Annotated in this window: 18 protein-coding genes; 1 reads left to right on the top strand and 17 read right to left on the bottom strand. The window is 66.7% G+C overall.

Features of this window, described 5'->3' with window-relative positions; all coding sequences use genetic code 11:
- Positions 1–23 precede the first annotated feature (23 nt).
- Positions 24–866 (bottom strand): DUF402 domain-containing protein, encoded by an 843-nt coding sequence (locus tag ACU4IU_RS11080; protein WP_139469111.1) that lies wholly within the window; start codon positions 864–866, stop codon positions 24–26.
- A 69-nt stretch (positions 867–935) separates the two neighbouring features.
- Here ACU4IU_RS11080 and ACU4IU_RS11075 point away from each other — a divergent pair, with 69 nt between their 5' ends.
- A complete protein-coding gene (locus ACU4IU_RS11075) occupies positions 936–1,946 on the top strand; it encodes an amidohydrolase family protein (RefSeq protein ID WP_446656743.1) in 1,011 nt (336 codons plus the stop codon).
- Between the two features lie 3 nt (positions 1,947–1,949).
- On the opposite strand, the gene ACU4IU_RS11070 is transcribed toward ACU4IU_RS11075, so the two are convergent.
- From ACU4IU_RS11070 to ACU4IU_RS10995, 16 genes are all read right to left on the bottom strand, one after another.
- Positions 1,950–2,489: a DUF421 domain-containing protein gene (locus tag ACU4IU_RS11070; protein WP_446656742.1), complete on the bottom strand. Its 540-nt coding sequence runs from the start codon at positions 2,487–2,489 to the stop codon at positions 1,950–1,952.
- A gap of 55 nt (positions 2,490–2,544) precedes the next feature.
- On the bottom strand, positions 2,545–3,855 hold the full coding sequence (locus ACU4IU_RS11065; RefSeq protein ID WP_446656741.1) for an MFS transporter: 1,311 nt from the start codon (positions 3,853–3,855) through the stop codon (positions 2,545–2,547).
- A complete protein-coding gene (locus tag ACU4IU_RS11060; protein WP_446656740.1) occupies positions 3,852–5,309 on the bottom strand; it encodes an aromatic amino acid ammonia-lyase in 1,458 nt (485 codons plus the stop codon). The genes ACU4IU_RS11065 and ACU4IU_RS11060 overlap by 4 nt, the downstream gene beginning before the upstream one ends.
- Positions 5,310–5,514: 205 nt before the next feature.
- Positions 5,515–6,264: an SDR family oxidoreductase gene (locus ACU4IU_RS11055; RefSeq protein WP_446656739.1), complete on the bottom strand. Its 750-nt coding sequence runs from the start codon at positions 6,262–6,264 to the stop codon at positions 5,515–5,517.
- A 68-nt stretch (positions 6,265–6,332) separates the two neighbouring features.
- A complete protein-coding gene (locus ACU4IU_RS11050; RefSeq protein WP_446656738.1) occupies positions 6,333–7,268 on the bottom strand; it encodes a hypothetical protein in 936 nt (311 codons plus the stop codon).
- A 1-nt stretch (position 7,269) separates the two neighbouring features.
- On the bottom strand, positions 7,270–7,914 hold the full coding sequence (locus ACU4IU_RS11045) for a response regulator transcription factor (protein WP_139909223.1): 645 nt from the start codon (positions 7,912–7,914) through the stop codon (positions 7,270–7,272).
- Positions 7,902–9,809, bottom strand: coding sequence for a histidine kinase (locus tag ACU4IU_RS11040; protein ID WP_446656737.1), 1,908 nt, complete (start codon positions 9,807–9,809; stop codon positions 7,902–7,904). The genes ACU4IU_RS11045 and ACU4IU_RS11040 overlap by 13 nt, the downstream gene beginning before the upstream one ends.
- Before the next feature lie 276 nt (positions 9,810–10,085).
- A complete protein-coding gene (locus tag ACU4IU_RS11035; RefSeq protein ID WP_446656736.1) occupies positions 10,086–11,372 on the bottom strand; it encodes a trans-sulfuration enzyme family protein in 1,287 nt (428 codons plus the stop codon).
- Between the two features lie 263 nt (positions 11,373–11,635).
- The gene (locus tag ACU4IU_RS11030) at positions 11,636–13,666 is read right to left on the bottom strand and encodes an FAD/NAD(P)-binding protein (protein WP_446656735.1); all 2,031 of its coding nucleotides are present in this window, start codon (positions 13,664–13,666) and stop codon (positions 11,636–11,638) included.
- Entirely contained in the window at positions 13,659–14,624 is a 966-nt protein-coding gene (locus tag ACU4IU_RS11025) for an LLM class flavin-dependent oxidoreductase (protein WP_446656734.1), read from the bottom strand. Before ACU4IU_RS11025 ends, ACU4IU_RS11030 begins: the two co-directional genes overlap by 8 nt.
- On the bottom strand, positions 14,621–15,238 hold the full coding sequence (gene ssuE, locus ACU4IU_RS11020; protein ID WP_446656733.1) for an NADPH-dependent FMN reductase: 618 nt from the start codon (positions 15,236–15,238) through the stop codon (positions 14,621–14,623). The genes ACU4IU_RS11025 and ssuE overlap by 4 nt, the downstream gene beginning before the upstream one ends.
- A gap of 1 nt (position 15,239) precedes the next feature.
- Entirely contained in the window at positions 15,240–16,670 is a 1,431-nt protein-coding gene (locus ACU4IU_RS11015; RefSeq protein ID WP_446656732.1) for an NtaA/DmoA family FMN-dependent monooxygenase, read from the bottom strand.
- Complete coding sequence (locus ACU4IU_RS11010; protein WP_446656731.1) at positions 16,663–18,432, bottom strand: dipeptide ABC transporter ATP-binding protein; 1,770 nt, start codon at positions 18,430–18,432, stop codon at positions 16,663–16,665. Before ACU4IU_RS11010 ends, ACU4IU_RS11015 begins: the two co-directional genes overlap by 8 nt.
- Positions 18,429–19,367 (bottom strand): ABC transporter permease, encoded by a 939-nt coding sequence (locus tag ACU4IU_RS11005; RefSeq protein WP_139909231.1) that lies wholly within the window; start codon positions 19,365–19,367, stop codon positions 18,429–18,431. The genes ACU4IU_RS11010 and ACU4IU_RS11005 overlap by 4 nt, the downstream gene beginning before the upstream one ends.
- Positions 19,364–20,434 (bottom strand): ABC transporter permease, encoded by a 1,071-nt coding sequence (locus ACU4IU_RS11000; RefSeq protein WP_446656730.1) that lies wholly within the window; start codon positions 20,432–20,434, stop codon positions 19,364–19,366. The genes ACU4IU_RS11005 and ACU4IU_RS11000 overlap by 4 nt, the downstream gene beginning before the upstream one ends.
- A complete protein-coding gene (locus tag ACU4IU_RS10995) occupies positions 20,434–22,068 on the bottom strand; it encodes an ABC transporter substrate-binding protein (RefSeq protein ID WP_446656729.1) in 1,635 nt (544 codons plus the stop codon). The genes ACU4IU_RS11000 and ACU4IU_RS10995 overlap by 1 nt, the downstream gene beginning before the upstream one ends.
- Positions 22,069–22,221: the final 153 nt, after the last annotated feature.

The following is a 22,221-nucleotide window of genomic DNA, read 5'->3' as shown; positions in this document are numbered from 1 at the left end:
GGCGACAGGTGCATCCGCGACGATCACCGATGCTGTCGGTCATAACAACCATTCGGGATCGCCCGATGTTCCTGATCGAACGATTTTTCTGACACCGAGGCGGCACCCAGTCGAACCTTCCCCACCAGATCGCGGGCCACCGTCTCCCATTCGGGATCGAAGGCCCACCCGAAATCGCCGAGGTGGTCGAGCAGATGGCTGCCATTGTCTCGGATGATCTCCGACCACTCCTTCGGCCACGCGCCGTAGTTCGCCGCCGCGGCGAGTTCGTCGACATCCTTGAACACGGCACCGGTCGGATCGAGGCGACCGTCCTCGGCGTGCAGGGGCATAGACGCGATCGGGAAGGTGATATCGAGGATGTGATCGCTGGTGAACAGCGCATCATCGCTGCGTCGGTGTGAGGTCTCAAGATTGATGTACCACTCGACCCGCACGCCGCCGGACTCTGGACGATCAACATCATCCCCAGCATCTTTGAGCAGCACCCATACGGAGAACGGAGCTTCGGGCGGGACGATCTTGAGCACTCCACGACCCCGCCACGTGCCCTCGACATTGATCCGCGTCGGCGCCTCGGCGATGGGACGAAACCGTGCCTTCAACGGCACATCGTGGGCGTTCGTGTCTTCCCACCCGACGATGCGGGTCTCCTGCGTCGGCGTACCCCCTGCCAACCACAGAACAGAGCCGGACGGCCCGTCGGCGATGACACGCATCGGGCGGGCCACCTCGGCGAGGTCGCGGTCGAAGTCGAAACGCCGGAACGTCCAGGTCACGGTCTGCCCCGGAGTCCAGTACGGCGCCTTCCCCACGGGTCTGACCTGGGACGGAGTGGGGATCGTGAACGGATCGCGCAGGCTCATGCGGGCAGTCTATGCGTCGGGCATGGGCGAGCGCTGAAGACCTGGGCGGCGAGGTCATAGAGTGGGGCCATGAACGACTCCGATGACGCAGCGACTCAGACCCCTTCGGCTTCCCAGACCGCACCCACTCTCCCAACCGCGAACCCTGCCCCGGGGACGACGATCGGTCGGGCTTTCGAGGTCCCGGACACGATGACTGCTCCCCCACGCACCGATGCCGAGGTGCCCGACTACGTCCGCGCCCTCGGCCTGCCTGGACTCGCCGACATCCATGTCCACTTCCTTCCGCAGAACGTGCTCGACAAGGTGTGGGAGTACTTCGACAACGCCTCGGACAACTACGGCCGCGACTGGCCGATCAACTACCGGTACGACACGGATACCCGTCTGGATATCGTCCGCGAGCTCGGCCTGCGCGCCGTCCCGGCCCTGACCTACCCGCACAAACCCGGAATGGCCGCGTGGCTGAATGAATGGAACGCCGAGTTCGCCGCCGCCCACGACGACGTCATCCACTGCGGCACCCTCTATGCCGAACCCGAATCAGCCGATTACGTCCCGGCCGCGCTTGCCGCCGGGGCGAAGCTGTTCAAGGTCCACGTCCAGGTCGGTGTGTTCTCTCCCGACGACGAGGTCCTCGACCCCGCGTGGAAGGCTCTCGAGGAGGCCCGCGTGCCGATCGTCATCCACGCCGGATCCGCTCCCCTGCCGGGCACGTACACCGGTCCGCAGGCGGTGGCGAACGTCCTCGAGCGATTCCCGCAGCTGAAGTTCGTCATCGCCCATATGGGCATGCCCGAGTACGATGAGTTCGCCGATCTCGCCGAGAGCTTCGACAACGTCTATCTCGATACGACGATGTTCGCGTCCGGGTATTTCTCCACCCCCGCCGAGGTGACCCCCGCCTACCGCGAACGACTGGCCAGGCTTGAGGACAAGGTCATCCTCGGCTCTGATTTCCCGAACATCCCCTATCCCTATGTCGATCAGATCTCCGGCCTGGCCGCCCTGGGCCTCGGCGATGATTGGATGCGCTCGGTGCTGTGGACCAACGGCGCGAAGGTGCTCGGGCTCGACTGAGTCTCAGCCGTCGCGGGGCACTCGGTCGGCACCGACGACCCCGGTGAGCATCTCCTCGGCGATGGGTGCGCCGCGTCGGATGACGCTGATCTGACCGGTCGATTCGAGGATCACGCATGCCACCTCATCGCGGTTGCGGATGCCGGCCGACCGCAGTTTGGCGATGAGTTCGTCGTGGTCGACGTGGCTCTTCGACAGATTGTCCGTGAGGATCTCACGACCGGCCATAAGCACCACCGCCGGGGAGTTGACGACGCTGCGCACGAATCCGAAACGTCGGCCGAATCCGCTGAGTGCCTGCAGAGTCAGCAGGGTCGCCAGACCCAGTATGCCCGCGGCCAGGGTCGGGGTATCGCCGAGGATGGACCGCCCGATGATCGCTCCCATCGCGATGATCGCGGCCACGTCGAAGCTCGACAGGCTCGCCAGAGTGCGCTGGCCGAAGATGCGCAGGAGCAGAATGATCCCGAAGTAGAAGGCCACGCACGACACGACGATCCTGACTGCGTCGACCCAGTTGAGCCCGTATTCCATCCAATCCATGACAACCTCCGGAACGGATGATACGCCTGCCCCGTGTTCGGGGTTCTGCGCTGAGTCAGACGATGTGATCTTTCGCGGTCTCCGGAGCCCATAGCCACGTAAACACTGCGCCCACTGCGAGGACAGCGGCGAGGACGTACATCGACACTGCGATCCCCCAGCCTTCGAGCATGATCGGGAGGACGAAGGTGCCTACCGCCGAAGCTATGCGGCTGAGCCCGTTGAGCAGTCCGACGCCAGAGGCACGCAGACTCGTGGGAAAGAGCTCGGGAGGGTAGACCTGGGTGAGGTTCGAGGCCGCCGACATAACGAACGTGTAGATCGCGAAAGGGATCATCAACAGGATGAGGTTCGCCCCGGAGAACACGCCGAGGAGCACTAATGAGACCGTTAGGACGACGAACGACCAGAACGTTGCAGGCCGTCTGCGGAATTTCTGGACGAGCCATAGTCCGGCGATGCCGCCGGCGAGAAGGAAGAGGTTGAGGATGAGATATTGGAGGTCCTCGTCCTCAACCTCGAGGCTGGTGAAGATCGTCGGCACGAAGGTGTAGATCGCGAAATACGGCAGCACGAGTGCACTGTAGAAGATCACGCCGAACCAGGTCTTGCGCCGCATTCGACTCCCGAACAGCTCCTTGAAGTCTTCGGCATTGACCTCCTCAGTGGCCACTGCCGGGAACTGCTCAGGGGTGATCTCGATGCCGATGTACTTGCGCACGATCGCCTTCGCCTCGTGGATCCGACCCTTGCTGATGAGCCAGGCCGGGGATTCGGGGGCGCCGATCCGGACGATGAGCACGATGAGTGCGGGAATCGCTCCCGAAGCGAGCAGCCAGCGCCAGGAGTCGCCGTCGCCGACCAAGTAGACGCCGAGCACGTTGGCTGCCACGTAGCCGACTGTCCACATAACTGTCAGTGAGGCGAGCATCATGCCGCGGTGCCGCCTCGGCGCAAATTCAGAGAGCAGGGTCGGACCGACGGCGTAGTCGGCACCGAGTCCGAAGCCGATGAGCACGCGGAGGGCGAACAGTGTCCAGATCTCTGGTGCCCACAGTTGGAGGACGGAGGCGACAGCGATGAGCAGGAAATTCAGCACGTAGACCTTCTGCCGCCCGATCCTGTCGCTCACACGACCGAGGATGACGCTGCCGAAGAAGAGTCCGATGAGCGCCGAAGCGCCGAGCAGTCCGGATTCGACCCCGTTGAGTCCCCATTGGGTGCCGAGCACAGGCAGGAGTGCGCCAATGATCCCGAGCGCGTATCCGTCGGAGAAGTTCGCGCCGAACGTCATCGCGGTGATGCGGGCGTGGAACCGCCCGAACGGCACATCGTCGATAGCCGTGGGCTGAGTGGATGCGGTCATGATGCGGTGTCCTTCGAACGGAGGGTCTCGAGGTCGGTGGCAACGAACCGCTCAAGTGCGGTGATGTCGTCAGTGAGCGGGCGATCGGCAATCATGGGACCGATTGGGGCGAGGGCGAGGTAGTCCAGCGACTGCGACGAGGGGATCGAGCCTGTGTCGGGGCGCTCAGCCTCGTCCATCCTCACTCCGCGGGCGGCGCCGAGGAGCTCGATGGAGAGGACTCTGCGCGCCTGTTCGAGGCCGGCACGCAGTTGTCGAGCGGCCTGGGCCGTGAACGGGGCGTGGTCCTCCATTCCCCTGGAGACCACGACGTTGGCAAGCGAAGCTGGTTGCGCCTGGATTCGGAGTTCATTGAGAGCCGAGGCGCTCACGTATTCAGCCATCATGATCCCGCTGCTGCCTGGCGTGGAATCGGCGAGGAAGGACTCGAGTCCAGTGACCTCAGGTTCGGATAGGCGCATCGTCCTGTCAAAGGAGAGCTGGGCGGCTCCGAAGAGCGCGAGTGTGGTCGCCTCGAGTTCGATCATCAGCTGCTGGGAGTGGAAGTTGCCGTTGTGATAGATCCACGCCGAATCGACGTCGATGAGCGGGTTCTCCGGGCTCGCGTTCATCTCGACCTCGACAGCCTCAGCCAATCGTGAACGCGCGGTGAGCAGAGTGGACAGAACGGGGGTGATCGCGCGGAAGCCGAAAGTGTCCTGAAGTCTGCGAGCCTCCCACGAATTTGTGCCGATGACCTCGAGGATGCGTGCTGCCGCTTCCTTCTGCCCGGGCTCGGGCCGCGCGGCCTGAACGGCCGCAGCGAATGGTTCGAGATTGGCTCCGGTGACCTTCATGGACGCTGCCGCGATGTGCACGAAGTGATCCACGAAGCGGTCCACCTCGGCGACCGCACGCGCGGCTGAGGCGAGGGTGAAGGCGTTGCTCGAAATGAACGGAAGCGCATCCCCGCCATGCGGAATCCACAGGGCGCGGAAGGTGCCGTCAGCGGTCGGCTTCTCCCCGATGAGTGTGAGAGCGAGCTCGGCCATCTGGGAGAGGTCACCTGTGCCCAGGGATCCTACCTCGCGAATGATCGGGCGGTGCCCGCTGTCGAGAAGATCACGCAGTGCGGCAACGACGTCGACAGAGATTCCGGACCCGCCGCGCAGCAGCTGGTTGGTGCGGATGGCCATGGCCATCCGCACCGTCTGATCGTCGACCAGGTCGCCGGCGCCGACAGCGTGACTGCGGAGGAGTCGAAGATCCTGATCGCTTGAGTTGCTCTCGTCGAGTTCGACCGCCTTGTTCGCCCCGACGCCGGTCGAGCGGCCGTAGATCGGAACGGTGTCAACTGCTTCGATGGCGAAGTCGTGAGCGGCAGTCATCGCCGTCGTATCGGCAAATGTCAGGGTGTCGCCATCACGGGCGAACCGGATGAGGGCAGTCAGGGTCAAGTGGTCGGGCAACGACATCGTCTTCCTTCCCGGAGGGGTGGGGCTGAGTTCCGGATGGTCGACGCGCACGTGACCATGTTGAGAAGACGCTATTTCACGCGACTAGAGTGTGTCTTCCAGATCACATAGTTTTCGTCCGAAATATCGGATAGTTCGGTTAGGTGGAAAATTGGCAGGCAAAGTGAGTGCTTTCGGCCCTTACTTGACGGCGTACGGCGCTGACTCAGACCGAGCGCAGCCATTCGTCGACGGTCACGTCGGACATCCTCGGTGACGGTGGGATGAGGCCGTCGCGGGCCATCGGCCCGGGCAGGGGAATGCCGACGACCTTCGCACGTCTCACACCCGCCTTCCGGGCACGTACAGCGGCAAGTCGGCGGGCGATCTCAGCGAAGTCGCTGATCTCGGGACCGGCGACCTCGATGGTGCCGCGCTCGCGTGCGTCGATGGCTTCGGCCATGATGCGTGCCGCCTCGGTGACGGCCAGGGCCCGCACGCGCATCTTCGGCACGAAGCGCAGCGGCCCGGCCTTGATCGTCATCGTGTCAACGAGTTCGAACCACTGAGCCGACCGGAACATCAGCAGCTGCTCGTCTGGGACGAGCCGGCGAAATATCCGCTCCTGCATGGCTTTGCCCTGGTAGTAGCCCATCATCCGCGACTCGGCGGCCTCGGGGCGGAACGCGATCGACAGGACGGCCACGGAGGTGCCGGGCTGCTCGGCGGCCGCCTCGGCGATCGAACGGGAGCTGCGTGAGAAGAAGTCAATGGCTTTCTGGGCGTTCATCGTCAGCTGGTTGACGCAATCGACGAGGACGTCGCTGCCTTCGGCCGCCTCGGCGACTCCCTGACCGGTCACCGTGTCGACCCCGCTCCCGCGGTGAGCGGCGATGACGGTGTGGCCGCGTTCGCGCAGCTGGGGCACCAACTGCGCGCCGAAGGTTCCGGTGGCTCCATAGACGGTGATCTGCATGATCGTCGACCCCTCAGACGAAGCACGGGCGGGCCCGACGTCGAGCCCGCCCGTGCGCCGGTCGTTTCTCAGTTCTGGTTGACTGTGACGGTACCAGTATCGGCTGTGGCCGAAATCGGAACGAGGATCTTGCCCTTGGCTTCCTTCGGGTCGTCCGCCACGTCGTACTTCTTCAGATCGGAGGCGAGGTCGACGGATCCGTCATTGGACTTCGCGTTGATCCGGTAGAAGAAGTCCTTATCCAGCTCTTCTGAGGTGAGCTTGAGATTCGGCACTCGCATGTCGATCGAGCCTTCTTCTGTCTTCGCGATGATTCCGCCGGTGGGCATCGCCTGATTGGTGAAGTCGAGATCGACGGTTCCCGTCGAACTGACCACGTCGATGCGGTCGCTGACGGTGAGGTTCTCTCCTTCGATGGCACCGACCCCGGTCTTGGCCGACACCGTCCCGAAGTCTCCGTCCAGGTAGGTGGCACCCCAATCGCTCGTGGTCCGCACCTTCTGAGCCGACCCGGTCACGTTCGCGGTTCCACCGCCGGTGTCGGCGTTGATCTCGACGAAGTCGCCGGTGACATCGAACCGGCCGTAGTTGCCGTCGAAGTCCAGCGCAAGGTCTTTCGCCTCACTGGTCGGGATGGTGACGGTCAACCTGGTGTTCTCGAGTCTCCCGCCGTTCTTCACGGCCACCTCGGCGGTATCGGCTCGACTGTCGACCTCAAGGGTCGCGGAGCTGTCACGGGGACCGGTGCCGGTGAGCTTCACGGTCGCCTCGGCGACGTCGGCGGTCTTGATGTCGACGGCACCACCGGAGTCGAGGCCGATCTTGAGTTCCTTCATCGCCTTCGGCAGCGGTTCGGACGATTCGATCCGCCCGTAGTCGAGGCGGGAAGCACCTTGGGCGGTGCTGACGATGACGGGGACGAGGAGGACGACGGCGGCGAGGATGATCAGGACCGCGCGCAGACCGACGCGAGCGGATTCGCTGATGCGCACTGTGGCAGGCATTCTAGGCTCCGAGGAATGTGAGGACGGCGAGGACTCGGCGGTTCTCCGAGGTGTCGGCGGTGAGACCGAACTTCGTGAACACCGAGGAGATGTGCTTTTCTACGGCACCGGCACTGAGGTAGAGGGTGCCGGCGATCGCGGCATTGGACTTGCCCTCTGCCATGAGCTGGAGGACTTCGATCTCGCGAGGGCTCAGGGTCGACAGTCCGTCCTTCTTGCGCGTGCGCACGAGGATCTGGGACACGACCTCCGGGTCGAGAACGGTGCCGCCTCCTGCGACCTCGTCGACGGCGGTGAGGAAGTCTTCGACGTCGGCGACACGGTCTTTGAGCAGGTAGCCGAAGCCGCCGGTGTTCTCGGCGATGAGTTCGGACGCGTACTGCTCCTCCACGTACTGGCTGAACACGAGGACCTTGACGTCCGGGTTCTGCTTGCGGATGAGGACGGCGGCGCGGATGCCTTCATCGGTGAACGTCGGGGGCATGCGCACGTCGATGACGGCGAGGTCCGGCGGATCGTTGTGAACGACGGCGAGGAGTTCGTTGGCGTCGGGCACGGCGGCGATGACCTCATGTCCGGCGTCGGCGAGCAGCCTTTCGAGTCCGGCCCGCAGGACGGCAGAGTCTTCAGCGATTACGATGCGCATGGCACCTCCACAACTACAGTCGTTGGCCCACCTGCGGGGCTGGTCAGGTTCAGTGTGCCACGAGCGGCTTCGACCCGGTCGATGAGACCGGCGATCCCGGTGTGACGCCCGGTGCGGTCGACACGTGCACCGCCGTGGCCGTTGTCGGTGACGACGATCTGCACACCGGTCTCGGTCGGGGCGATGAACACACTGGCACGGGTGGCACCGGAGTGCTTGGCGATGTTCGTCAGGCATTCGGCGACGACGAAGTAGGACACGGCCTCGGCTTCGCGTCCGATCCGCCCCTCGAGGCGGACATCGACGTCGACGGGGATCGTCGACCGTCCGGCCAGGGCGGAGACCGCGGCGTCGAGTCCGCGGTCGGTGAGGACAGCGGGGTGGATTCCGCGGGCCAGCTGGCGGAGTTCGTTGACGATGCCCTTAGCTTCGGTATGGGCTTCGGCCACGAGTTCCTTCGCCTTCTCCGGATCGGAGTCGATCTTCGACTTCGCCATGCCCAGGGTCATGGTCAGGGCGACGAGGCGGGGCTGGGCTCCGTCGTGGAGGTCGCGTTCGATGCGCAGACGTTCCGCCGCGGCCGCCTCGAGGCCGGCCATGCGGGCCCGATCGAGTTCCGTGACCTCGGCCTGCAGCGCCACGGTGCGGGCCGGAGCGAGCAGCGCCCGGTCAAGGGCGCGGTCGAGCAGCGGGGCGAACCACAGGATGGCCAAGGAGCTGGCGAGGACGATGACGGAACCGATGGCCACACCGATGCGGGCCGGTCCGTCGATGGTTTCGCCGATGAAGAAGGTATTGACTCCATGGGGGTTGATGGCGGCGAAGATGCCGAAGATCGATCCGCAGATCGCGGCAATGGTGCCGGCGACGACGATCAGGCCGAGGAGCATCTTGATGTAGTGGTGGGCGGTCGAGCGCCAGAAGGCACCGGATTTCACCTGCAGCCAACGGTTGTGGAGGAAGCGGCCCATGCCGGGATCGCGATTGCTGCTTTCGATCTTCGGGACGGGGATCTTATCGGCGTAGATGAGTTCGGCTCGGTAGCGTTCGGCGTTGTTCGCGCCCTGCTGGACGAGGACCCAGACGAGGAGGGCGAGGACGCCGAGACCGAGGGCGAAGATGCCGCCGATTCCGGTGAACAGCAGACCCAGCGGGATCCACGCCCAGATCAGGGTGAGGACGGCGGAGAGCACGAGGTTCGCCACGCCGATGATTCCGGTGGGGCGTTTGGGCCAGGTGATGGGTCCGTCGGCGGGGATCTCGGTGACCTCGTCCCGGCTCAGCGGCAGTGAGCCGGTGACCGGTGCGTACGCAACAGGGTCACGTTTGGGCTTCATCCGCCGAGGCGGCCGCGGACGCGGCATCGGCTGTGGCATCGGCATGGGCTGCGCTGTCGGCATGGGTTGTGCATGCGGCGCGGGCCGACCGAACTGGGGGCCGGGTTGTGGTGCTGGGTGCGGTCCGGGTTGAGGGGCGTGGCCGGGCGGGGTGGGGTAGTTCGGGTTGCTCGAGGGCGCGTACCCGGATGGTGCGGCCTGAGCCGAGGGATGGGTGCGGGGGCCAGGCTGCGCAGGAGCCGTCGGATGAGTGTAGGTGACCGGCCTGGTGGGGTTCATCGGCGGGTAGTCAGGACGCTGGGCCTGTTCGCCGGCTCCCATCACTCGGGTCGAGCCCGTCGCGAACGGCACGTCGAGGTCGACGGGTTTCGTCCGGAACTCTCCTGCTTCGCGAGCGGTCGGTTCGTCGACCGCTGCTGCGTCGACTTCGGTGGTCGGCGGTGCATTGACGATCGCTTCGGCGCTGATCGACTCTTCGCGCTGTGGGGGTTGAGGCTCCTGCGGACCGGGGCCGAGCGGCTCCTGATCCTGCGGGTTCTCGGGGGTCTTCTCACTCATAGCAAATACGCTACGGGAGCCGCGGGCTCGCGAACAGCACGAAGACCTCCGACCCCACGTCGGGTTTTCCCGACACCCTGTGACCGGCCCCACTGGATTTCCAAGTGGACGCTGGAGCACTGGACCGCATCAGCCGCGCCTTTGCGCACGACGTGTCTGAGCATCCCTCACCCTTCGCAACGAATCACCTCGCTGCAACGAGGTGGTCTGCCGCGAAGGGTGAGGTATGCCGACGTACCGGGAGGAAGTGTCGCTCCCGGTACGTGATGCCGTCGGCTATACGGGGACCGCAGCCGCTCGAGACGAGACGTGGTGCTTTCCCGCAGGAGCGGTATGTGCGGCTCCGCCGGCAGGACTCGTGCCCGCATCACCGGACGTGGCGTCGAGCGCCTGCGCAAGGTCGGCGAGGATGTCTTCGACGTCTTCGATCCCGACGGACAGGCGGATGAACCTGCCGGAGACGCTCACCTCGCTGCCGGCCACGGACAGGTGCGTCATCGTCGCCGGGTGGTCGATGAGGGACTCGACTCCTCCGAGCGATTCGGCCAGAGTGACGAGCTTCGTGTTCGCCACCAGGGACAGTGCCCGCTCCTCGGTGTCGGTGCGCAGGGACACCACTCCTCCGAACCCGCTCATCTGCCGCTTCGCCACCTCGTGCCCCGGGTGCGAGGGCAGGCCCGGGTAGATCACTTCGGCCACCTCGTCGCGGGTCTCCAGCCATTCGGCCACCGCCTGCGCGTTGGCACAGTGCGCCTTCATCCGCACCGGCAGGGTTTTGATCCCGCGCCTGGTCAGCCACGCGTCGAACGGGGAGATGCCCAGCCCGACAGACGCGAGGTGGTTTTCGAGACGGTCGACCACCTCGGCAGCGCGGAGACAGCTCGTCCCGTCACCGGTGAGGACCGCCCCGCCGATGACATCGGAGTGGCCATTGATGAACTTCGTCGTCGAGTGCACGACGATATCGGCGCCGAGCTCCAGCGGACGCTGGAGCACCGGGGTCGCAAAGGTCGAGTCCACGGCCAGGAGCGCGTTCGCTCGGTGGGCGAGGCGGGCCGCCTCAGCGATATCGATGATGTCGAGCCCGGGGTTGCTCGGGGTCTCGACCCAGATGATCGCGGTGTTGTCGTTGATGGCGGCGGCGAGCGCCGCGGTGTCCGTGAGGTCGACGGTGCGGATGACCACGCCCCAGCGGACGTACTCATTCTGCAGGAGCCGGAAGGTCCCGCCATAGACGTCGCGGGGCAGGATGACCTCGTCGCCGGGACGCAGCAGAGAAGAGAACACGGCCACCTCGGCCGAGGTTCCGGAATTGACGGCCGCGGCGAACGACGCTCCCTCCAATTCGCACAGAGCCTGTTCGAGGTCGCTGCGGTTCGGCGTGCCCGTGCGCGCGTAGTCGAAGCCGGCGCGAGTCTCTCCCGGAGTGTCCATCATGAAGGTCGAAGTCTGGAAGATCGGGGCCACGACCGAACCGGTGTGCGCCTCGGGCATGGCTCCCGAGTGCACCGATCGGGTCGAGATTCCGGCGGGTGTGGTGGGTTCGAAACGGGGTGAACTCACGGCGGATCCTTCCTTCACTGATGGGCACCGCTGCATCTGCGGTGTGATTCAGTGTGAGTGTCCCCGATGTGCTCGCGCGAACGCGCCGTCTCGGATGGTCACGTCGCGTCATATGTCGTCGATGAATGTCATTTTTCGACGTAGAAGGTCGGCATCCCTCGCCGAGGCGGTCCGCCGACTCGTACGCACGCGACGTGATCGTCGTTCGTTCCCACCGCGGCAGCTCTCTGTGACGATCGAGCAGTCCCACTGCCGGTCGCCGGTCACCCAGCCAGGAGCTCCCGCCGGTCGGACCCTGCCGCCACGGCGTCGAGGATCGCCCCGGCAATGCGCTCGTTGTCAGCGAACACGGGGGCGCCAGTCTGCGGTCGGCTGAAGGCCTCGGCCGTCGATCCGGAGACCGCGGGACCGAGCAGGAACAGATCGCCTTGTGCCCGACCATGTGCGTCGAGCGCGCGACCGGCACCGTCGGTGCGCAGCTTCGCGTGAGCCGCGGTCTCGAGCAGCAGTCGGCCGTCCGCCCGCAGTGTTTCGAGGACCGGATCGGCTGCCTTCTCCGCACTCTGCCGAGCCAGACGGGCTTCGACGAGATGAGTGAAGGTCTTCGCCTCCGGGTAAGCGGTGGAGCGGGCGGTGAAACCGGCAGCATCGGCGTCGATGCTCAACCCGGGACCGAGGAACCGAACGAAACCGGCTTCGTGGAGAGCGAGGATCTGTCTGACTCTCTTCGGCGGCGGGCCGCTGCCGATGAACGAGAACAGGGAATGAAAGCTGCCTTCGACGAACTCCGTGCGATCGCCATTGCTGACTCGACCGTCGCGGACGAACATCCTGATCTGCACATATGCCTTGACCAGAGCGGTGAAGACGGCGAGGTCGGCAGAGTGGTGCACATCGGCACTGCGCTTGAGTTGCCCGGAGATGTGATCGCGCACGCTCGCCTCTGCAGAAGAGAGATCATCGCAGCGCAGATCGGCCAGCGGACGGTTGATGCGGTCCAGGTCGAACAGATCGGCCTCGTCTGTGATGACGTCGCGGGCGGCCTCGGCGATGGTCTCGAAGACGGCGCCGGTGGTGGCTTCTGCCCCGTTCGCGCCGATGCGGCCCGCGCGGACCCGCTCGGCGGTTGCATCGATGCGCTCGAGCAGTTCGGGAGCGTCGATGCCGCGCTTCCACAGCACGTGTTCGTAGTGGGCATAGGTGAGTTCGAGTTCGAACAGCGGACCGAGCACTTCATCGAACTCGATGAACCGGGAACTCTCGCCGAGGCGCTGCCCGCTTCCGCGACGGTCCCCTCCCACGCGGCCGGTTCTCTCAGCCACGCGGTCCAAATACCGCAATTCCACGGCCGGTGCGCCGGGGACATCGACCTGACTGTATCCGAGCTTCGGACTGTAGGAGACCCCGCGGGAGGATCCCACCCACAGCACCGGTTCGGTGCCGGAGGGCCGGTAGCGAAGCCGTTCCCCGTCGTCGACGAACTCACCGCCGCGACCCTCGGTGACCATAACCATGAAGTCGAGGAACGCGAGTCCGAAACCGCGGGTGAGCACCTCAGCGCCGGCAGGGATGCCGCTGAAGTCGAGGTCGGCCGTGTATCCGGGAGCCTGATAGTACAGGTCTTGTCCCGCCGAGGCGGCCGCACGGTCGGCCAGGACCGCATCCTGCTCGGCGGTGTGCATGTCGAGATGCCCCTGAGCCGAGACGAGGACGTCGGTGGCGATCTCCGCCCCGGCGGAGGTGGTGACCACGAAGCCGCGGTCGCCTTCGCCGCGGCGCACCGCCTCGGCGCGGGCGCGATGGATGTGCACCTGAGCATCGAGACGATCGAGAGCGAGTTCGAAGGCCGCCGTCAGGTAGTGTCCCTGGACCCGGCGGCTGGCGAACGATTGGGAGTCGAGCCCTGCCGCCTCGGCGCCGAGGCCAGCCTGCGTCAGGCGCTCCCGACCGGGCCCGTGGATCCACTCGTGCAGGGTCGGTCCCATGATGCCGGGATTCTCGAGCAGGCAGGACTCGTCCGGGAAGATCGTGATGTCCTCAGTGCGCGAGTTCATCCACAGGTGCGGCGACTGTTCGGTCCGCCATATCCGCCCGGCTCCGGCCGGATACGGGTCGACGAGGTGGATGCGCAGGCCTGCCCCGGCGTCCGTGTTCGCGGCGATCGCGAGCAGGATGCCCAGGGTCTTCGGCCCGGCCCCGATGAAGGTGAGGTCGGCGCGGTGCCTGCCCGAATCGGATGCCGTCGACGCATCACCGCCGGTCGTGAGGTCCACCGCAGCCGACGTCTTACGCATCGGCATAGAGGCTCACGGCCGGGGCGAGTCCGAGGCGGCCGCGCAGATCGCTCGCGTCGCTGCCGCCGTCCAGTGCCGCGACGCCCTCAGGGGTGTCCCGCAGTCCCGCCGCGTGCAGGGCGGGGAGGATCTCGGAGACGAGTCGGACGCTGAAGTCGAGTTGATTCTCAGCTGACGCGGTCAGCAGCACCCCCGAGGCCCCGCGTTCGACGAGGATGCGCACGGAGCCGACGAGCTCGGCCACCTCGGCGCGGGTCGTCGGTGCCGGCAGGACGGTGAGCACCGGCACTCCGGGGTCGAGTTCGGTGCGCAGATCCTCGAGCGAGATGGTGCCGGCGGCCTCGTCGGCGAGGACGATGTCGGCGGCGGCGCGGGCCGCCTCGTTGCCGGTCTCGGCGCGGACGATGATCGGCGGGTGGCCCTGCGGCGGGCGCGGCGTGATCGAGGGGCCGAGCACCGAGTAGTCGACTCCCGTCGAGTCCTGGACCTGCGCTTCAATGTAGTGGAGGCGGTCGCGATCGATGTACCGGTCGGTGGCCTCGTCGCGGATGATCGCGTCGTCGTCCCAGGAGTCCCAGAGTCGGCGGATGACGTCGATGACGGATGCGGCCTCGGCCCAGGCAGCGGGTGCCGGGGCGGGGCCGCGTCGACCGAAGAGGGCCGCCTCGGCGGGGGTGGATGAGATGCCCACAGCGAGTCCGGCACGGGCCCGGGCCGCGTAGTCGAGCGTCGCCGAGGCGGTCGCGAGGTGGAAGGGCTCGAGATGGGTGGCGCGAACCTCGGGGACGATCCCGAGCCTGCTGGTCAGCGGGCCGAGCCAGGAGGCGAACTCGAGCGCGTCGTACCCGGTGAAGTCATCGGGGACGAGGGCGAAGTCCGCATGTCCGTCAAGGGTCTTCGCGGTCGCCGGGCCGGAGATCGGATCGGGGTTCAGCGTGGTGGCGATGATGACGCTCATGAGGGATTCCGTTCGGTCGTGATCGGGGTGGTGATGAGGGATTCGGCGGCGGCCGCCTCGGCGTGGGTGCACGACCGGGCTCGGACGGTCAGCTCCGAGTCGAACTGGTCGATGGCGTCGACGACGTCGCGCTCGACGGATTCGTCGATGCTCGGAGGGGTCGTGTCCGTGGCCGGGAGGATGTTGCTCGAGACGACGAAGCGTCCGCGACCGATCGAGCTCGCCCCGAGCGTGGCCAGCAGCGGTTTGAGGCCGTAGTCGAGGGCGAGGACGTGGGCGGCGGATCCGCCGGTGAGCAGCGGCAGAACGGGTTTGCCGTGCAGGGCGTCCATCGGCAGCAGATCGACGAAGACCTTGAGCAGTCCGGTGTACGTGGCCTTGAAGACCGGGGACCCGACGACCACCGCGTCGGCGGCGGCGACCGTGTCCCGCGCCGAGGCGATGAGGCCATCGCTCGAATCCCCCGTCAGGAGGGAGCCGGCGGGCAGGTGGCGGAGTTTGATGAACTCCGTACGGTGGCCGTACTGGCCGAGCCTGCGGGCGATGAACTCGAGCAGTGCTTCGGTCTTCGAGTTCTCCGAGGGGCTGGCCGAGAGCAGGACGACACGCGACATGTCAGCCCACCTCCTTGAGTTCGCGGGTCGGAGCGTCGGGGGTGCCGGCGACACCGATCTCTGTGGTGTCGGTTTCCGCGGCGGCGGTGCTGCGGGCTTCGCGGCGGGCGGCGGCCCAGTCAGCGGCGGTGCGGGCGGCGGGCAGTCCGATGTTCTCGCGCAGGGACCCGTCCGGATACTCGGTGCGATAGACCCCGAGTTCCTGGAGTTCGGGCACGACCTTCTCAACGACCTCGTCGAGTCCGCCCGGAGTGAGGTGGGGGACGAGGATGAAGCCGTCGGCGGCCTTCGTGCGGACCGCCTCGGCGAGGTCGGTCGCGACCTGGTGCGGGGTGCCGACGTAGGAGTGACGGGTCGAGACCCGGATGACGAGTTCTCGGGCGGTGAGGTTCTCGGCCTCGGCGATCTTCCGCCAGCGGGCAATCGTCGCTTCCGCGTCCTTGATGTGTTTGACCCGGCCCTGGGAGATCGAGTCGGCGGCCGGCGGCACATCGGGCAAGGGTCCGTTGGGGTCGAAGGCGGAGAGGTCGCGGTCCCACACGCGTTCGAGGAACGCGATGGCACCGGCCTCGCTGACCTGTTGGGAGGCGACCTCGCGGGAGCGTTCGGCCGCCTCGGCGAGAGTGTCGCCGAGGATGATGGAGACTCCCGGGTAGATCTTCAGGGAGTCTTCGGTTCGGCCGTAGCGGGCCAGGCGGGACTTCACGTCCGCGTAGAACTTCCGGCCGGATTCGGGGTCGGAGTGGCGGGTGAAGATGACGTCGGCCGAGCCGACGGCGAAGTCACGGCCGAAGTCCGAGTCCCCCGCCTGGAATACGACGGGGTGACCGCCGGGCAGGGGGCCGGCGGGGAAGCGTCCGGCGATGTCGAAGAAGTCGCTGGCATGCGTGAACGACCCGTCACCGGCGGCGGTGTCCCAGAGTCTCCGAGCCACGTCGATGAAGTCTTCGGCGCGGCGGTAGCGGTCGGCGTAGTCGAGGTAGCCGCCGCGGCGGAAGTTCTCGCCTGTGAAGGCGTTGGAGGTCGTGACGACGTTCCAGGCGGCGCGACCGTTCGAGAGGTGGTCGATCGTCGCGAGCCGGCGGGCGATGTCGAAGGGTTCGTTGAACGTCGAGCTCAGGGTTCCGGCCAGCCCGATGCGCTTGGTGACGGCGGCGAGCGCGGAGAGCACAGCCGTGGTGTTCGGTCGTCCGACGACGTCGAGGTCGAAGATCTTCCCCTGGTGTTCGCGCAGGCGCAGGCCTTCGGCGAGGAAGAAGAAGTCGAAGAGTCCAGCCTCGGCGGTCTGTGCGAGGTGAGCGAAGGAGTCGAATTCGATGTGGCTGCCCGAGGCAGGATCGGACCATACGGTCGTGTTGTTCACGCCCGGGAAGTGCGCGGCGAGGTGGACCTGCCGCGGCTGGCCGGGGATGGTGGTGTCGAGGTCAGGCATGGGATGCTCCTGTCAGTTCGGTGGGGTTGATGGTGGAGGTTGTGCGCGCGGCGGAGTCGTCGAAGCACGGCACTGCGTCGATGAGCGCCCGCGTGTAGTCGTCACGGCTCTCGTGCAGCACACGAGCGGTCGGCCCGGATTCGACGACACGTCCGTCCTTCATCACGATCACCTCGTCGGCGATCTGCTCGATGACGGCGAGGTCATGGGAGATGAAGAGGTAGGCGACGCCGAGGCGAGCCTGCAGGTCGACGAGCAGCTGCAGGATCTGTGCCTGCACGCCGACGTCGAGCGCGGAGACGGGTTCGTCGAGGATGATCACCTCGGGGTCGACGGCCAGCGCTCGGGCGATCGCGAGCCGCTGCCGCTGCCCTCCGGAGAGCTCCCGCGGGGTGCGCTTGAGGAGGCTGTGATCGAGGGCGACGGAGTCGAGCAGCTCCCGCACTCGTCCCGGCCGGTCGGCTCGGGTGCCGATGCGGTGGCCGCGCAGCGGTTCGGTGAGGATCCGCTCGACCGTGTAGTGCGGGTCGAGAGCCGCGCTCGAGTCCTGGTGGACGTACCGGATGCGCCGTCCGAGGTCCTTCCGCTGGTAGTCACTGACGGGCTTTCCGTGGAGGGTGATCACTCCGGAATCCGCCCGGTCGGCGCCGAGCAGGATCCTCGCCGAGGTCGTCTTCCCCGACCCGGATTCGCCGACGATTCCCACAGTCGATCCTGCCCGCAGATTGATGTCGAGACCGTCAACTGCGGGACGGTCCCCACCGAAGTTCCGTACGATCGCACGGCCGGACAGGACCGCCTCGGCGCCGGTGTGGGTCTCGGTGGCGCCAGCGTCGGTGCTCGGCCGCAGTCTCCCCCACCCGAGGTGCGGGGCCGCGGCGAGGAGCGACTGCGTATAGGCATGCTGGGGGTCGGCGAGGACGGCTTCGGTGGGCCCGGTTTCGACGATGCGGCCGGCCTGCATGACCAGCAGCTTTGCGGCGCGTTCCTTCGCGACGCCGAGGTCGTGGGTGATGAGCACAAGCGCGGTCTGCGAACCGGCGACGAGGCCACCCAGCACGTCGAGGACCTGTTTGGCCACGGTCGCGTCGAGCGCCGAGGTGGGTTCGTCGGCGATGATGAGCGCCGGCCGGGCGGCGATCGCATTGGCGATGAGCACGCGCTGCCGCTGCCCGCCGGAGAGCTCGTGCGGATACCGCCGTCCGTGGGTCTGCGGGTCGAGTCCCACGGCGGTGAGAACCTCGGCGATGCGGGGTCTGATCTGCGGTTTCGCATAACCGTTGACGGTCAGGGTCTCGGCCAGGGCGGAGGCGATCGTGCGCACCGGGTTGAGCCCGGCGCCCGCGTCCTGCGGCACGTACGCGATTCCCGTACCGAGGATCCGCTGCCAGGTGCGCGGCTTCGCCGAGGTGAGGTCCTCGCCGAGGTGGCTGTGCGTGTGCGCGTGGACCTTCGTCCCAGCCGGGAGGAGTCCGGTCAGCGCCGCGGCCGTCGTGGACTTGCCGGATCCGGACTCGCCGACGATCGCGAGCGTGTCCCCGGGGGCGAGACTGAGGTTGATGTCCGCGATCGCCGGGGTGGGAGCACCGGGGTAGGTGACGCTCAGTCCCGCAACCTCGAGGACCTCAGGGTCCTGAGGCGACAGGGTCGACCGGGCCCGGATCGGTGTCGGCTGGGCCTCGGTGGTCTCCAGACCGGCATCGTCGAGGAGTTCGGTGCCGGCACCGGCTGCGGGCCAGGCGAGGAGATCGGTGTTGATCATCGGAATTCCTTCTCGGAGTTGACGGCGTGGGAGAGACGGTTGGCCGCGAGCACCACCGCAGCGACGACGAGTCCGGGGAAGGTCGTCATCCACCAGGCTGCGGCGAGGAAGTCGCGGCCCTCGGAGACGAGCAGACCCCATTCCGGCTGCGGCGGCGGGGCGCCGAAGCCGAGGAAGCTCAGGGCGGAGACGGCGAGCACAGCGGACCCGAATTCGAGTGCGAGCAGCGCCCCGATCGGGCCTCTGACCTGGGGCAAGATGTGCCGGGCGAGGACCGATGCGGCCGAAAGTCCGTCAGCGCGGGCGGCGCGGACGAATTCCGTCGAGCGCCATCGGATCACCTCAGCACGGGTCAGCCGGGCGAACGAAGGCACGGCCGCGACGCCGACAGCCACGGCGACGTTGAGGGTGCCGAAGCCGAGCGCGGTGATCACTGCCATCGACAGCAGCAGGCCGGGCACGGCCTGGAGGACGTCGACGGTGCGCATGAAGATCGCGTCGAGCACCCCGGTGAAGAAGCCGGCGAGCAGGCCGATGAGGACGCCCGCGCCGACCCCGATGAGCACGGCGGCGAGGCTGGCCGACAGGGTCTGCGCGGACCCGTGGATGGTGCGGGCGAAGACGTCGCGGCCGAGCTGATCGGTGCCGAAGACGTGCTCGGCGCTGGGTGCCAGGAGGCGGTCGGTCGGGTTGCCGGTGAGCGGATCGACGCTGGTGAGCAGGGTCGGCCAGACGGCAGCGAGTGCGGCGAGTCCGAGGACGATGATCGCGATGACTTCGACGATCCCGATGCGGGTGGAACCCACCGCCGAGGTGAGTCGACGCAGCCGACCGGGCGTGCCGCCGCCGGGGACCCGGTCCTCGTGGGGCCGGGCCGCACCGGGCCCGGTCGGTGCGATCTGGGCGTTCTTCTGCAGTTCGGTGGCCAGGCTCATGCGCGCGCTCCTTCGGTCTCCGTCGATGCGGACTCTGCCGTCGAGCCGGCCGGGCTCGCACCGGCGGGTGCGTCCTCACGGTCGGACGCCTCGGCGAGGGTGTCCCTGGCCTTGGTTTCGAGCTTCCGGCGGGCGCCGCGCAGCCGCGGATCGAGCAGCGGGTAGGTGAGGTCGGTGATGAGGTTGACGAGGACGAACACGGCCGCGGCGAAGAGGACGATGCCCTGGACGAGCGGGATGTCCTGCCCGGTCACGGAGGTCTGCGCGAGCCGACCGAGGCCCTGCCGGGAGAACACGTTCTCCACCACGACGGACCCGGCGAGCGCCTGACCGAAGAGCACCCCGCCCATTGTCAGCGCCGGCAGCAGCGCCACGGGCAGGGCCTGGCGCAGCAGCAGCCGCAGCCGGGTGTAGCCCGATGCGTGGAAGGTCGTGACGAAGGGCTGGGTCCAGGCATTCTGCAGCGAGCGGAAGAGGACCTGGGCGATGATCGCCGACAGCGGGATCGCCAGGGTCACGGCCGGCAGCACGATCGCGGCCGGAGTTCCGGTGCCCACCGCAGGGAAGAGCGGGAGGCGGAAGGAGAAGATCTGCAGCAGCATCAGTCCGACCCAGAACGTCGGCAGTGCGATCCCGAGTCCCGGCAGAGCCGCGAGGGTGTCGCGCAGCCACGGGCGGCGGGTCAGGGTCGCGGCAACCGCGATGACGATCCCCACCGCCAAGGCGAGACCTAAGGCCAACGCGGCGAGTGCGAGCGTCGGGGGCAGGGCGGCGGCGATTGCCTCGGTGACGGGGGTGCCGGCCTGGATCGAGGTGCCGAAGTCAAGGCGGACGACGGCCAGGAGGGCGAGCAGGTACTGGATGGGCAGCGGCTGGTCGAGGTTGAACTCGGCACGAAGCCTGGCCACCTCGGCGGGGTCGAAGCTCTGCAGCTCTCCCCCGGCGCCGAGCATCGTGATGACCGGATCGCCGGGCAGCCAATAGAGGAGGAAGAAGCTGAAGGTGAACGCGATCCACAGGACGAGCAGTCCTTGGGCCAGCCGGGAGGCCAGGTAGCGCAGGCTCATCACCGCTCACCGTCCAGCCAGGTGTCATAGAGCTGGAAGCGCGAGGAGGCCTCGTACTTGAAGTCGTGGACATTCTTGCCGGTGCCGATCACTCCGGAGAGTTCGACGATCGGAATCGAGTAGCCTTCGTCGATGAGGATCTTCGCGGCCTTCGTGAAGTCCGCCGTGCGTTCCTTCTCGTCGAGCGTCGAGGTCGTGCGGGCGAGGATGTCGTCGAGCTTCTCCTTCTTCTTCCTCGCGTTGCCGTTCTGTTCGTCGACGCCGAAGTAGTTGCGCAGAACATCGCCGTCGGCACGGGTGAGGTTGCCGAAGGTCAGCTCTTCCTTGCCCTCGGCCTGCTGGGCGGTCACCTCGGCAGTGGTCTTCTTCTCGAGCTTGAGGTCGAAGCCGATCTCTCGCAGCTGCTGCTGGACGAGCTCGAGGAATGGGGCGTCCTGCCAGTAGGTCAGCGTCGTCGACAGCTTCGTGCCGTCCTTGACCCGGATGCCGTCGTCGCCGACCTTCCACCCGTCGTCCTCGAGCAGCTTCTTCGCGCCGTCGGGGTCGTAGGCGAGCAGATCGGAGAGATCTTCGTACTCAGGGGTCGACTTCGCCAGCACCGAGGTGGCCGGAGCCTGGTGCTGCGAGATCACGCTCTGCAGCTGGTCGCGGTCGATGCCCTTGACGAGCGCCTGACGCACCGACTTGTCCTTGGCGATGTTCCCGGTGTGCTTGGGCACGAGGTTGTAGACGACGCCCGGGTTCGGTCGGGAGGCGATGCCCAGTCCCTGCGCCTCGAGGGTTTTCTCGTCCTGGGATTGGACGGAGAAGTCGACATCTACCTGCCCCGACAGCAGTGAACCGTTGCGCACCGAGGCCTCGGGGACGATGGAGAATTCGATGCCGTCGAGGTGGGCCGGCCCTTCGTGCTCGGCGATCGATGACGGCCAGTCGTAGTCGTCGAACCGGGCGAGCTCGATCGACTTGTTGTGCTCGAAGGACTTCACCTGGAACGGGCCGGTGCCGACGATGTCTCCGGTGCAGCGTTCCTCGGGGGACTTCGCGAGTGTGTCCGAGGAGTAGAAGCCCAGCGACATCGTCGACGTCGCCTGGAGGAACTGGGCGTTGGACTTGTCGAAGGTGAATGTCACGGTCTGCTTGTCGGGAGTCTCGATCGACTTCAGCCCGTCGAGGTAGGTCTGTCCCAGGGAGGCCTTCGCCCCGAGATCCTGGATCGCTTCGAAGTTCTCCTTCACCGAGGCGGAGGTGAAGTCCGTGCCGTCCTGGAACTTCACCCCGTCACGGAGGTGGAAGGTGAAGGTCTTCGCATCATCGGAGACATCCCAGCTCTCGGCGAGCCACGGCTTGATCTCCTGCGTCTCCGGATCCTGATCGGTGAGCGAGTCCGTGATCTGACGAGTGACATTGAGGGTGACGTTCGTGCCCTGCTGCTGTCCGTCGAGGCAGGTCGGATCGACGTCGTAGGCGATCTTCAGTGTTCCGCCGTCCTGAGGTGTGGCATCTTCGTCCTCGGCCTGTGCCGATCCGGAGCACCCGGCGAGGAGGAGGGAACCTGCTGCGAGAACGGCGAGAGCGAAGTGAGAGCGGCGCTGCCGCGAGCGGGTCGGAGCGGCGGGAGAGCTGATGGTGGTCATGGGTGTCCTGGGTGGTGTCAGTAGTGGATGTGAATCAGAGGTGATTGCGAGGGTGTCGGCGCGAGTTGCGACGATCACGGGCCGACCAGACGGCAGTGATTGCTCAACATATCGCCGGAAAGATCAAGCGCTTTCGGCTCGGTGCCCCAGAAT

This window comes from Brevibacterium sp. CSND-B09 (assembly GCF_052906525.1).
This window is presented reverse-complemented; position numbering and strand designations above follow the sequence as displayed.